Source organism: Embleya sp. L77 (assembly GCF_055557415.1).
In genome coordinates this window covers 2,675,913-2,689,348 of the sequence record NZ_CM145710.1, presented here as the reverse complement: position 1 = coordinate 2,689,348, position 13,436 = coordinate 2,675,913, and the positions used below count along the sequence as shown (strand labels likewise).

Sequence of the window (13,436 nt, the reverse complement as noted above, 5' to 3'; positions counted from 1 at the left end):
CCCTCACGCGTCCGTCGAGATCAGCGCGGCGGCCCGGTTCGAGCTGGACAGGTCCGGGCGGTAGACCATCTCCACGCCGGCGAGCACGGCCAGGATCCGCTCCGCGCCGTTGTGTTCGGTGCTGAGCCAGATGTCGCAGACCGCGTTGTCCGGGCCCTGCATGACACTGCGCACGATGCACTTGACCGGCCCGTCCACCGCGCCGGTCGACAACACGCGTACCTCGCGAATGCCCATCGGCAACGACTGCACGCTGGCCGAGGACAGTACCCACAGGCAGGCCGACTGGAGCGCGCCGTCCATCACGAGCGGGTCGGTCTGCCAGGTGTCGTGCGCCCAACCGAGCTGCCGTAGCCCGACGAGGTCGCAGGTGGCCCCGGTGGAACTCAGCCCGTTGATCGTGTGGATGGAGTGGAACAGCGGCCCGTGGAAGAGCATGGCTCCGTCGTACACGGCGCTGCCGGGGTGCACCTCGAAGTTCTCGTCCACCGGCTCCGCCGCCGGGGCGGTCAACCCTTCGACCTCGCCCGGACCCGCGAGAGCCGCGTAGTGCAGGGCACCATCGGGGTTCTTGAGTTCCAGGCGCAGCGGGGCGTCGGCGTTGCCGGCGTCGGTGCGCACGTGCACCCGCAGCCGGGTCTCCTCCGTGCCGAACTTGTCCAGGGCGATGGTGCGCAGCACGCGCAGGTCGCGCACCAGCACGGAACCGCTGTCGGGCAGGGCGGTACGCGCGGCGCGCACGAACCATTCGAGGACCAGCGCCACGGGCACCACGGGGCGTCCCGCGATGCTGTGGTCGACCAGGTAGGGGTGGGTGTCGGCGCCGACGACGATGTCGGTGACGCTCGGGTGATCCGTCGCCTCGGCGGCGGGGGCGGCGGTGCCGGCGGCGAGCGATACGCAGGCCGGACCGGGCTGCTCGAGTTCGGTCATGAACGCCTTGACTCCGGCGGCCTCTTCGAGGAGCGGGACACCGAGTCGACGGAAGTGCTCGGCGTGCGCGGGGGACACCATGCCGGCGGCCCAGGGGCCCCAGGCCACGGCCTTGACCATGCTGCCCGGGCGGTGCGCCGCCTCGGTGGCGGTGATCTGCTCCATCGCCTGGTTGGCCGCGGCGTAGTCGCACTGCCCGGCGGTCCCCAGTCGCGCGCTGACCGAGGAGAAGGCGCACACCAGGCGCACCGGGTCGGCGGCGGTCAGGTCGAGCAGGGTGCGGAATCCGCGCACCTTGGTGTCGTAGACGGCGGTGAACTGGGCCTGGGTCTTGGCCGAGATGTTGCTGTCGGCGATGACGCCGGCGGCGTGGATGATTCCGGTGATCGGGCCCCAGTCCCGACGTACTTCGGCCAGCGCCTCGGCGACCCGCTCGCGGTCGGTCGCGTCGGCGGTGACGTATCGGGTCTCCGCTCCGGCGACGGCCAGCTGGTCCAGGGTGTCGCGGATCTCGCGGGAGGCGAGCACCCGGCCGGAGGCGAGGGCGAGTTCGGCCAGCGTCGGGGTGGCGCCGGTGCGCTCGTCGCGGCGGTTGCCCAGGATCTGCCGGATGGCGGCCTCGTCCGCGGCGCCGCGCAGTTCGTCGTCCTCGTCGACCGGACGGGTCCGGCCCAGGAGCAGGAACTTGGGCCGGTGGGCGCGGGCCAGGGCGAGCAGGCAGGACGCGGTGATGCCGCGGGCCCCGCCGGTGACCACGACCACGGGGTCCGGCCCGAGGTCGAGCGGCTGCGGTGCGCCGACCGGCTCGGTGCTGCCGCGCAGCAGGGCGCGCGAGCCGTCGGCCGCCAGTGCGACGTCGGTGACGTCGTCGCCGTGCAGGAGTTCGGTGGCGATGGCCTGGGCGATGTCCTGCGGGGCGCGCGCGGCCCGGTCGATGTCGATCGTCTTGATCGAGGCGTGCGCCCACTCGTTCGCGGCGGTGCGGGCGAGCGCGGCGATACCCGCGCAGCCCTCGCGTCCGCGAACGCCGGAGGTGCCGAAGCCGCCGCCGGTGTCCTGGACGACGACCAGGACGCCGCCTCGGCGGTCCATGGCCTCGGCGATGGTGTGCAGGATCGTGAAGACCTCGCGGGTGGGCGCGTCCGGGTCCTGCTCGGCGTCGATCTCACGCAGACCGGCGAGTGCGATCACGGCGGTGCAGTCCTCGGTCACCCGGTCCGTGACGGAGGCTTTGATGCCTTCGCGGCGCAGCGTCTCCGCCAGGCATTCGGCGACGCCGGTGCCGTCGTCGGTGATCAGCAGCGGTTGTTCGCGCAGGCCCTTGAGCGGGGCGCCGGCAGCGGCCTCGGCGGGTACCAGGGTGGTGCCGGTGCGCAGCACCGTGAACTGCGGCACTTCGTGCTTGGCCTGCGCGGGGATCTGCTCCTGTGCCCGGGCGGGCGGCGCGGCGGGAGCGACCGCGGGGGCCGGGGGCTGCGCGGGGGCGCTCTGCGGGCTGCGCAGCGAGGTGATCTTCTCGGCGATCGCGGCGATCGTGCGCAACCGGGCCAGGTCGGCCGGGTCCACGTTCGCCTCACCCGGGAAGTGGTCCCGCAACCGGGTCAGGATCTGCACCCGCTTGATCGAGTCGACCCCGAGGTCGACCTCCAGGTCCATGTCCGGAGTGAGCATCTCCACCGGGTAACCGGTCAGCTCGGCCACGATCGCCAACGCCACATCCGCGCCGCTCTCCTCGACCGGAGCCGGTACGAGGGCCTGCGTGCGGGGCTCGGGGCCGGTCTGCGGCGTGGCTCCGTCGGCGCCGCGCAGCGAGGTGATCTTCTCGGCGATCGCGGCGATCGTGCGCAACCGGGCCAGGTCGGCCGGGTCCACGTTCGCCTCACCCGGGAAGTGGTCCCGCAACCGGGTCAGGATCTGCACCCGCTTGATCGAGTCGACCCCGAGGTCGACCTCCAGGTCCATCTCCGGGGTGAGCATCTCCACCGGATAGCCGGTCAGCTCGGCCACGATCGCCAACGCCACATCCGCGCCGCTCTCCTGGACCGGAGCCGGAGCCGGCACGGGAGCGGGAACCGGGGCCGGAGCGGGGGCCGCGGCGAGGGCGGGTGCCGATGCCGGGGCCGGGATCTGCGCGATCGCCGGCGGCGCCTGGGCCACGCTCTGCTGCGCCACGGGCCGCACCGGGGCCGGGGCCACCTGTGCCGAAGGCACCGGCGGCCGGGCCTGGGTGACCGGGGTCGGCGGGTATTGCGTCACCGTGGGCGGCGCGGGGCTGATCTCCCGGGTGGTGCGCGGCGGGCTCTCCAACGCGCGCGGGCTCGGCGCGAGGGGGCTCGGCGCGAGCGGGGCGGCCATCTCGACGGGTGCGGCCGGCTGGACCGGGGCGGGCGTGGCTGCGGCGCGCGGCTCGGCTCCGGGCCGCCAGGCCATCAGCGCGTCGAGCGAGGTCTTGGCCAGGTCCAGGTAGGAGGCGTGGCTGGCCGAGGTGGTGCTCTGGTAGGCGCTGTGCGCGTCGCCCGCCTGGCGCTGGACTTCGAGGAAGGCGTGCAGCCAGGCGCCGGACGCGGTCACCGGCGTCCACGTGGATCCGGACGAGGTGACGTCGTGTGCCGTCGGTTCCGCGACCGGTGCGTCCTGGGTGCGCACCGGCACGGCGGGGGCCGCCTGCACGGGGTGGGCCGGCTGCACGTGGTGGTCCGCCTGCATGGGGTAGGTCGCCTGCACGGGATGGGCCGCCTGGACCGGAAGGGGCGCCTGGACGGGAACGGGCGCCGGTGCGGGTGCCGGTGCCGGGGCGGCGAACTGTGCCACCGCGGTGGCCGGAGCCGCCGCGGGCGGCGCGGCCTGGATCCGGGCGGGCGGTGCCGCCTGGGTGACGGCGAGCGGCGCCGGGGGCATCGGGCGCGCGGCGACCGACAGGGCCGCGGTCGTCACCGGCTCGGCCGGCCGGTAACCGGTGCTCGGCTCGGGTACGACGGGCGCGGCGGGGGTGCTCTCGCGGTGGCCCACTTCGGGGTTGGGACCGGAGATAGGGATGGTCATACCCGTCCTTGTCAGCGATGGCGAAGGAGTGCTCGAGGTGAACGAGGCCCACAGCGGGGCGAAGTCCAGGGGACGGCCGGCGACGGCCAGTGCGCCCAGGACGCGGTGCAGTGCGGCGAGTCCGGATCCCCGGGTCTGGTCCGCGCTCAGCGCGACGTGCGGCCGGTCCGCGAGGATCCTGCCGACCAGGCCGGTGAGTACCGTTCCCGGTCCGGCCTCGACGAACGTGCGCACGCCGTCCTCGTGCATGGCCAGGATCGTTTCGGCGAACCGCACGGGGGAGGTGACGTGGTCGTGCAGCACGGTGCGGATTTCGGCCGCCGTGCCGGGATACGGCTTGGCGTCGGCGTTGCCGTAGACGGGCAGGCGCGGCGCGGCGAACTCGTGCTGTTCCAGCGTGGGCCGCCACCCGGTGGTCGCGGACTGCAACAGCGGGCTGTGGAAGGCGCAGGAGACGGCGAGCCGTTGCGTCGCGAGCTGCTGCTCCCGGGCCCGCTTCTCCACCTTGACGATCGCCGATTCCGCGCCCGAGACGACGTGCTGCGTCGGGGAGTTGTAGTTCGCGACCCAGGCCCGGCGGATGCCGCGGACCAGGTCGTCCGCTTCCTTCGCGGAGGCGGTGACCGCGAGCATCGCGCCCGACACCTTGCTCGCGTCGCGCAGGAGTTCGCCGCGGGCACGGGCGAGCGCCATCAGGGTGTCGTCGCCGTAGACGCCGGCCGCGTGCAGGGCGGCGAGTTCGCCGAAGCTGTGGCCCGCCACGCAGTCGGGCTCGAAGCCGACCGCGCCCAGGATCTCCCGGATCATCAACGCGTGGGCGGCCAGCGCCGGTTGCGCGCATTCGGTGGCCTTGAGCCGCTCGGCCTGCTCGCGTTCGCCCGCCTTGTCCGTCGCCGGCGGCGGGAAGACGAGGCGGTGCAGGGGGCGTCCGTCGATCTCGAAGCCGGCCAGTCGGTCCCACACGGCGAGCGCGCGCGGCTGGTGCAGCACGATGTCCATCCCCATGTCGGGGTACTGGCTGCCCTGTCCCGGGAACAACAACGCGATCTTGTCGGTCGCAACGGGACCGCAGGCGTAGCGCACGCCGGCGGGCGTATGGAACGCGGTCTGCGGTTCGGCCGAGATCCGGTGGCGGACGTCGCTCGCCTGGGCCCGGAGGTCCTCCTCGTCGCGGACGACCAGGCACAGCCGGTGTGCCGCGGCGGCGTCGAAGGCGAGCTGGGTACGGCGTGCCAGGTCGGCCGGCGGCGCGGTGTCGGCGGTCAGCGCGTCCAGCGCCGTGACCAGCGCGGGGCCGGACTCGGCGCTCAGCAGGATCAGTTCGCTCGGCGCGCTGCGGGTGTACGACTCGCGCGCCGCGGCGGGTTCGGCGGTCCGGTGCTCTTCGAGCGTGACGTGGAAGTTGGTCCCGCCGAACCCGAAGCTGGAGACCGAGGCCCGGCGCGGGTGGTCGGCACCCCGGATCCAGGGCCGGGTCCGGGTGCTCAGGTAGAAGGGGCCCTTCTCCAGTTCCAGGGCGGGGTCGGTGCGGTCGGCCTTGAGCGTGGGCGGCAGGATCTTGTGGTGCAGTGCCAGGGCGGCCTTGGCCAGCCCGACCGCGCCCGCGGCCGTGCGGGTGTGGCCGATCTGCGACTTCACCGATCCGAGCGCGCAGCGCGCGATGTCGGCCGGGTCGCCGGTGCCGAACACCTCTTGCAGGGCCGTCACTTCGGCGGTGTCGCCGGCTTTGGTGCCGGTGCCGTGGGCCTCGATCAGTTCCACCGTCGCGGGGGTGTAGCCAGCGCTGGCGTAGGCCCGGCGCAGCGCGCGGACCTGACCGGCGACGGCGGGGGCGTAGATCGATGATCCGCGTCCGTCGGAGGAGGTGCCCACGCCGCGGATCACCGCGTAGATGCGGTCGCCGTCGCGCTCGGCGTCGGCCAGGCGCTTGAGCATGACCATGGCCACGGCCTCGCCCAGGAGGGTGCCGTCGGCGTCGGCGGAGAAGGGCCGGCACTCGCCCGACGGGGACAGCGCCGGGGTCTTGCTGAAGCAGGTGAACCCGAAGGCGTCACACAGCGGATCCACGCCGCCGGTGATCATCATGTCGGCGCGGCCGAGCGTGAGTTCGTCGATGGCGGCGCTTATCGCGGACAGTGAGCTGGCGCAGGCCGCGTCGGTGGTGTAGTTGCTGCCGTGCAGGTCGAAGTGGCGTGCGACGCGTCCGGCGATGACGTTGGTGAGCATGCCGGGGAAGGAGCTTTCCTTCCACACCGGATACGAGGCCGCGATGGCATCGCACAGCTCGTCGGCCTTGGCCTCGGCCACGCCACGAGCGAGCATGACCCGGCGCCAGGTCGGCCGCTGGGACCGGAAGGACATGCGAAAGGCCAGCTCGGTGGGGCTGGCTCCCAGGATGATGCCGGTGCGTTCTCGCATCGTCTCGGACGGGCCCTCGTCGCCACAGGCGTCCTGCAGGACGCGTTCGGCCGCGACCAGGCTCAGCAGTTGCGCCGTGTCGGTGGCGTCGATCGTGGACGGTGGCGTGCCGAAGGCCAGGGGGTCGAAGGCCACCGGCGACATGAACGCGCCACGCTTGCCGTAGGTCTTGTCGGGGGCGGTGGGGTCGCTCGAATAGTGATCGCTCACGAGCCAGTGGGTGTCCGGCACGTCGCGGATGAGGTCACGGGCGTGGACCACGTCGCGCCAGAACCCGGCGACGTCCGAGGAGCCGGGCAGCAGGGTGCTCAGCCCGACCACGGCGATGGGTGGTTGGGAGGGACGGGAACTCTCGGGCACGGGACTCCTTGCGATCTGCGATTCAGAGCAGTTCATGGGCGGGGAAGGTGAACGCCTGGGCAGGCAGGTCGACACCGTGGCTGCGCAGTTGCTGCGCGCGGGTGAGGACCGTTGCGCCCTCCATGAGATTGCGGGCGATCTGCACCACGGACAGGTTCGCGGGATCGGCCAGGAACCCGTCCTTGCGCCAGTCGTTGAATGCGCCCACCGCGGGGCCGCACCAGATCTGGTAGTCCACACTGCGGTCGGCGGTCCCGGTGGTCGCCCAGGTGCTGGACATGCCCAGGTACCAACGGAACACCAGCGCCATGCGGTGCTTGGGGTCCACGGCCGCGCGGTCGGCCTGCGCGGGCTCCCTGGCGCGCCAGAACTCCTCGGTCTGCGCCCACACCTGGGCCACCGGCTGACGGAACATCTCCCGTTCGAGGCGGGCGATCTGGACCGGGGGGATCTCCTCCAGCGACTCGTGATCGCGGTACAGCTGGAAGAGCCTGGAGGCCCGGGCGGCGAACATCGTGCCGCGGCTGAGGACCTGTACCTTCGACCCCATCTCGAACATGTCCGCGGACGGCGCCATGGCCACGTCCATGGTGTCCGCGGCCTGGAGCATCGTCCGGGCCAGGTCGGAGGTGTCGGCCTCCAGGCTGAGCTGGTTGACCGATCCGGTCACCACGTACGCGGCGCCCAGCGCGAACGCGGCGGCGACGGCGTGCGGGGTGCCCAGGCCGCCGGCCGCGCCGATCCTGGTACGCGGTGCGATGCCGTGCCGATGGGCGACCGCGTCGCGCAGGGCCAGGATCTGCGGGAGGGCGGTGGACAGCGGCCTGCCGTCGGTGTGGCCGCCGCTGTCGGACTCCACGGTGAGGTCGTCGACCATCGGCACGCGGGCCGCCAATGCCGCCTCGTCGGCGGTCAGGAGTCCCTCGGCGACGAGTTCCCGAAGCAGTTCGGGCGGCGCCGGGGCGAGGAACTGTTCGGCGACCTCGGGGCGCGAGACCTTGGCCATCATCATCCGAGGACGCACGACCCGACCGTCGGCGCGCACCCGCAGGCCCGCGGCGCAACAGTGCGCGAGGGCGCGGGTGACCTTGCTGAAGGCCGACACCGACACGCACCGCACACCGTGTCGGATCGCGAGGGCGGCGACCTCGTCCTCCCAGGCGGGCGAGTGCGGGTTGTGGATGATGTTCACCCCCCACGGGGCGTGTTCGGGCAGATCGCGGCGCAGTTCCTCGATCGCCCGCCGAACCGCGTCGATCGGCAGCCCGGCTGCTCCGAAGATCCCCAGCAAATCGGCCCGCGCCATCGCCTTGACCATGGCGACGCCCGCGATTCCCTGCGCCATCTCCCCGGCCACGTAGGGGAATCGCACGCCGTGGTCGGTGGTGAAGGACCGGTCGCCGAGCCATTCGGGATACAACGGAGAGAGTGTGCCGACGACTTCGCAACCGTCGACGGGCGCGTCTCCCAGGACGGCGCCGGTCACGGAGTCGGACAGACGCCGAACGATCGTGGCCATGCTCCGCGGTTGGCGAAGCACGGCCAGGAGACCGTCGGCGGTGGGATCCGACATGTCGTGACGGGGTGCTGCCTGTAGTCCGATGGTCATGAACGGTTTCTCCTGTGGGCTTTCGGAAAGGTGGTCGGACTTCGCCGACCTTCGAGGAATCCCGTGTGGACCGTCAAAGAATCCCGTGCGTGCCGGCCAGGAGATAGGCCATGTCGACGGTCGTCCGGGAACAGGGTCCGCCCAGGACACGGCGCGCGTTGCGATCGTCGAAGACCCGCGTGTGCCGAAAATACGCGGCGAACCCGGCGTAACTGTGAAAGCGCTGCTCGGCCGGGGAGAGCTTTTCGGGCAGCTCGGGCCCGAGGACGATGCGAATGGGTGCAAATTTCTCGAAGAGTTCGATGAGCGTCGTGGCGGACACGTCGTCCGGGTGCACGATGTGGTATGTCTCCGCGTCCGTGGATCGGTGTTCCGCGGCGATGCCCACGATGGCCCGCGCGGCGTCCTCGACGGGAAGGCAGTTCAGCCGCGCGTCGGCCCGCCCCTGCATGTGGATGACCGGCCGCAGACCCCGCGGAATGGAGAGCCCGGCGATGCCTCTTTCGATCGTCGACGCACGCAGGAGGGCGCTGATGGTCTGAAAGGGGTGGGCCGGCAGGCCCGGGGTCGGGGCACGGTCCGTCAGGAGAATGCTGGGCCGCATGACCAGCGCCGGCATTCCGCTTTCCCGGGACCACCGGCGCAGCAGGGATTCGGCATCGCACTTGGACCGCTCGTATTCGTTCTCGAAGCCGTACGTGTCGATCAGGTCGGCTTCGGCAACGGTCCCCGATCGTCGGGCGCCCGCCACGAACGCGGTGCTGACATGGCAGAACGGCGCGCCGTGCGGGCTCCGGCCGGCGATGTCGAGGAAGTTTTGCGTCCCGGTGACGTTCACCGGCCTGATCGCCCGGGCGCCGGTATTGAGGTCGATGTTTCCGGCACTGTGCAGGAACATGTCGGTCCGCCGGACGAGCTTTTCGATCCGGTCGTCCGGGAGGCCGAACAGCGGACGCTCGATTTCGATGTCCACCTCGTCGGCGCGTCGGCGAAATTTCTGAATGAAATCCGGTGTCTCGCCCAGCCGTCCGAGGGCATGGGAGATTCGGTCGATCGCACTCGTGCCGCCGCGGCGGGAGAGCAGCGTGACGGAGCAATTCCGATTCACGAGTTCACGAACGAGCCGCAGCCCCAGGAAACCGGTGCCACCGGTCAATGTAACCTGCACGGTCTCATTCCTCTTCTCCGGAACCGATGGCCGGTATTGCGCGTCGATCCTATCCATGACCGGGCCGTGCAAAAGTCCAGGTTACGGGCCGGGAAGTCAGATTCACCGGTATGGCCTAGTTGCACGGATGCCGAGCAGTGGATGCAATTCACCATTGTCGACACATTCATAAGGATTGGCTATTCACGCCTTCGCCCTGCGAGCCGGGCACGTACATCCGATTCTTATACATACGATTTATCGCCGCACGCCGGCCGGGATCGGCAATCGCGAGTTGCGGTCCGCACGCGCGGTACGCTCGCCGGCAGCACGAACAATTCCTCCGAATATCCGCGGCCACGGCGGATCATCGGCAACAGGATTCGCCCCTCGCCCGCCGCCGCCCCGACGCGATGGCCGGCCCGGGTTCGCCCCGTCTGCACCCGACCCCGGTTCACGGGCGTCCTCGCCCATCGCACAGACGACGTCGTCCTGGGAGGACACGCATGCTCGACACCATTCCGGTCCCACCTCCCGAACACGAGACGCCGGACCCGCCCGGCGACCCGCTGAGCCGCCTCGCCGGGCAATGCGTGCGGCACCGCCGCCTGCTCCTGGTGGGCGCGATGATCGTCCTGGTCCTGGCCGCCACCGTGGTCGCCGGCGCCAGGGACCGCTGGTCCAACGGCGGGTTCACCGCGACCGGAACCCGGGCCGCGGAGGCCGAACGCGTCGCCGCCCGATACGGGGCGGACGCCGCGGACCTGGTGTTCTACATCCGCGCCGACAAGCCGGTGGACGACGCCGAGGTGGCGGAGACGGGCCGCCGGCTCACCGCGCTGGTCGCGGGGCGACCGGGCGTGGACGCGGCGCAGTCCTTCTGGAGCACCGGCTCCCCCCTGTTGCGCTCGCGGGACGGCCGGGGCGCACTGATCCGCGTGGACCTGGCCGGGACCGAACGCGACTCCGCGGTCGCCTCGCGCGCCCTGGTCCCGGCCGTGCGCAAGGCCGCCGGCGGTCTGCGGGTCGATGCCACCGGGCCCGCGTGGCTGAACGCGCAGGCCACCGACGAGTCCGAACGCGACCTCGAACGCGGGGAGTTGCTCGCGGCACCGCTGACCATGATCATCCTGTTGCTCGCGTTCGGGTCGCTGACCGCGGCGGCGATCCCGCTCGCCGTGGGCGCGGTCTCCGTGGCCGGCGCCCTGGCCGTCCTGGCCACACTGACGCTCACGATGCCGATCACCGTGTTCGCGATCAACATCTGTGCCGCACTGGGCTTCGCGCTCTCCGTCGACTACGCCCTGTTCATCGTGACCCGCTATCGCGAGGAACTCTCCCAGGGCGTCGAATCACGCCGGGCCATCGCCCGCAGCATGGCCACGGCCGGACGCGCCGTGCTCTTCTCCGCGGCGACGGTGGCCCTGTGCCTGTCCGCGCTGTTCGTCTTCCCGCTGGAGCTGCTGCGCTCGTTGGCGTGGGCGTCGATCCTGGTGGTGATCATCTCGGCGCTGACGTCCCTGCTGGTCCTGCCCGCCTTGCTGGCCGTGCTGGGACCGCGCCTGGACCGGCTGGACCCGTTCCGCCGATTCCGCCGCGGGAGCGGACGCGTGGGCGGCGGCAGTCCCGCTTGGCGTCGCATCGCCACGCTCGCCACCTCCCGTGCGGTCCTGTGCGGGGGCACCGCCGCGGCTCTCCTGTTGGTCCTTGCCCTCCCCTTCCTTCATGCGCGGTTCACCACCATCGACGAGAAGATCCTGCCGAGGAACTCCGAACCGCACCGCACCGCCGAGCTGTTGCGCACCGACTTCGCCGACCCGCCCGAGCGCGTCATCCCGGTCATCCTGCCCCGGGCGAACGCGGCGACCGACGCACCGGCCATCGACGCGTACGCCCGACGGTTGTCCGCGTTGCCCCATGTCGCGCACGTGATCGCCGACACCGGCGACTACCGCGCGGGACTGCCGGTCCCGGCACCGCAGTTGCCCGCACCGGAGGCGGAGGAGCCCACCGCCGAGGGCACCACGCGGGTCGTCGTCCGCCCGGTCGCACCGCCCGCGGCACCCCTTCCCGCCGTCCCGGGCAGCGTGCTGCGCGTGGTCGGCACGGCCGACAGCCAGTCGCCGGACACGGTCGCGCTCGTCCACCGGTTGCGCACCCTGCCCGCCCCCCAACCGCACCTGGTCGCAGGCAAGGCGGCGGAGTTGACCGACACCAAACACACCCTGCGCGAGGCACTCCCCTACGGCGCGGCCATCATGCTGGTCGGCACCCTGGTCATGCTCTTCCTGTTCACCCGCAGCGTCCTGGTACCGATCAAGGCGGTCGCGATGGGCCTGCTGAGCATGACCGCGAGTCTGGGGGCCATCGTCTACGTCTTCCAGGACGGTCATCTGCGGTGGCTGGTGGGCGACTTCACCACTGGCGGATCGTTGGAGACCACGATGCCGCTGCTGACCCTGGCCGTCGCCTTCGGCATCTCGGTGGACTACGAGGTCTTCCTTCTCGCCCGGATCAAGGAGGAGTTCGTGCGCACCGGGGACAACACCCGCTCGATCGTCTTCGGGATCGAGCACACGGGCCGGCTGTTCACCGCCGCGGCCCTGACCGTCGCCGCCACCATGGTCGCGCTGACCATGTCCCACGTCACGCTGCTCAAGACGGTCGGCGTCGGTCTCGCGGTCGCGGTCGTCGTGGACGCCACGGTCGTGCGCGGCGTCCTGGTTCCCGCGCTGATGCAGCTCACCGGCCGGGCGAACTGGTGGGCGCCGTCGTTGTCGTTGCCCCGGCGTCGCCCGCGCGAGGCCGGCCCGAAGCTGCCCGACGCGCGCAGCGAGGCACTCCCCGAACTGGTCGGCCAGGCCGCGGACTCCACCCCGGACGCAACGGACCGACCGCAATCCTGATCCCTGAAGCGGCGCCCGTTCGAACCGCAAATGATCCGATTCACAAGGCTGTTCGGACGCCCGGACGTCGAACTCCCGTCATTGCCCCGTTCGGGCGATCGTGTTTCCGACTCGGCTCCCCCGAGGGCATAGAGTCTGCGCGATCGGCCGGCTTTCGCCGAGCGCACCCGACCCCCGCCCTTTCCCGTAGGACGAATCGAGAATCGCCTGTGGAATCCATCTGCCGCCCACTCAGCACTCGCTCTCCGCGTCCGGACCTGCTCACTTTCACACCCCGGTCGCGCGCTCCCATGCGAATGTTCGCCATTCCCTATGCGGGTGCGGATGCGATGATGTTCGCACCGTGGGTGGAATACCTGCCGGATTCGGTCGAACTGACGGCCGTACGACTTCCCGGTCGCGGCGCACGGACGGGTGAGGTCTCGCTCACCGATCCCGCCCAACTGAGCGCGATGGTCGCGGAACTCGTCCTGGAATCCGACGACGGCCGGCCGTACGTCTTCTTCGGCCACAGCATCGGCGCGATGATCGCCTTCGACACCGTGCGGGAGCTGCGCCGTTGCGGCCACGCGATGCCCGCGTTGCTGGCCGTGTCGGCCGTTCCCCCGCCGCAGGGCGGCGCGTTCGCGCGCGCATGCCGACCGATCCTGGTTTCGGATCAGCCCTGGCGACAATTGGGGCTGACCGACCTGCTTCCGCCCGAGGTATTCCGGGACCAGGGCGCCATGACCGCCTTCGGGCCGCCCATGATGGCCGATCTCCTGTTGGCCCTTCAGCACCGGTACGTCCACGAGCCGCCGCTGGATTGTGCGTTGAGTGTCTTCGGCGCTCGGGACGACACCCTGGTCGCGGTGGAATCCCTGTCGAATTGGCAGGAACAAACCACGCGACCCATGCGGCTGCGCACCTATCCCGGTGGGCACCTGTACGTCCACGAGGCATTGCCGAGTCTGTTGACCGACCTCTCCGCCGATCTGCGCACCACCGTCGGCGCCTTTTCCTGAATTCCGGGGCCGAGTGC

The 13,436-nt window shown here is 71.4% G+C and carries 5 protein-coding genes; 2 read left to right on the top strand and 3 right to left on the bottom strand.

The window, feature by feature from the left end; translation table 11 throughout:
- Nucleotides 1-3: 3 nt before the first annotated feature.
- From ACZOOI_RS41380 to ACZOOI_RS41370, 3 genes are all read right to left on the bottom strand, one after another.
- The gene (locus tag ACZOOI_RS41380) at nucleotides 4-6,753 is read right to left on the bottom strand and encodes an SDR family NAD(P)-dependent oxidoreductase (RefSeq protein ID WP_465281971.1); all 6,750 of its coding nucleotides are present in this window, start codon (nucleotides 6,751-6,753) and stop codon (nucleotides 4-6) included.
- 22 nt (nucleotides 6,754-6,775) lie between these two features.
- Entirely contained in the window at nucleotides 6,776-8,362 is a 1,587-nt protein-coding gene (locus tag ACZOOI_RS41375) for a PfaD family polyunsaturated fatty acid/polyketide biosynthesis protein (RefSeq protein ID WP_465281970.1), read from the bottom strand.
- Nucleotides 8,363-8,435: 73 nt separating this feature from the next.
- Complete coding sequence (locus ACZOOI_RS41370; RefSeq protein ID WP_465281969.1) at nucleotides 8,436-9,587, bottom strand: SDR family oxidoreductase; 1,152 nt, start codon at nucleotides 9,585-9,587, stop codon at nucleotides 8,436-8,438.
- 428 nt (nucleotides 9,588-10,015) lie between these two features.
- On the opposite strand from ACZOOI_RS41370, the gene ACZOOI_RS41365 reads away from it, so the two are divergent.
- Both ACZOOI_RS41365 and ACZOOI_RS41360 read left to right on the top strand, forming a co-directional pair.
- Nucleotides 10,016-12,415, top strand: a complete 2,400-nt coding sequence (locus ACZOOI_RS41365; RefSeq protein ID WP_465281968.1) for an MMPL family transporter — start codon at nucleotides 10,016-10,018, stop codon at nucleotides 12,413-12,415.
- A gap of 296 nt (nucleotides 12,416-12,711) precedes the next feature.
- A complete protein-coding gene (locus ACZOOI_RS41360) occupies nucleotides 12,712-13,419 on the top strand; it encodes a thioesterase II family protein (RefSeq protein ID WP_465281967.1) in 708 nt (235 codons plus the stop codon).
- Nucleotides 13,420-13,436 lie beyond the last annotated feature (17 nt).

Excerpts from the sequence above, each read along its gene's own strand:
- ACZOOI_RS41365 (WP_465281968.1), top strand. The coding sequence starts at position 10,016 with ATGCTCGACACCATTCCGGTCCCACCTCCCGAACACGAGACGCCGGAC.
- ACZOOI_RS41375 (WP_465281970.1), bottom strand. The coding sequence starts at position 8,362 with ATGACCATCGGACTACAGGCAGCACCCCGTCACGACATGTCGGATCCC.
- ACZOOI_RS41370 (WP_465281969.1), bottom strand. The coding sequence starts at position 9,587 with ATGGATAGGATCGACGCGCAATACCGGCCATCGGTTCCGGAGAAGAGG.
- ACZOOI_RS41360 (WP_465281967.1), top strand. The coding sequence starts at position 12,712 with ATGTTCGCCATTCCCTATGCGGGTGCGGATGCGATGATGTTCGCACCG.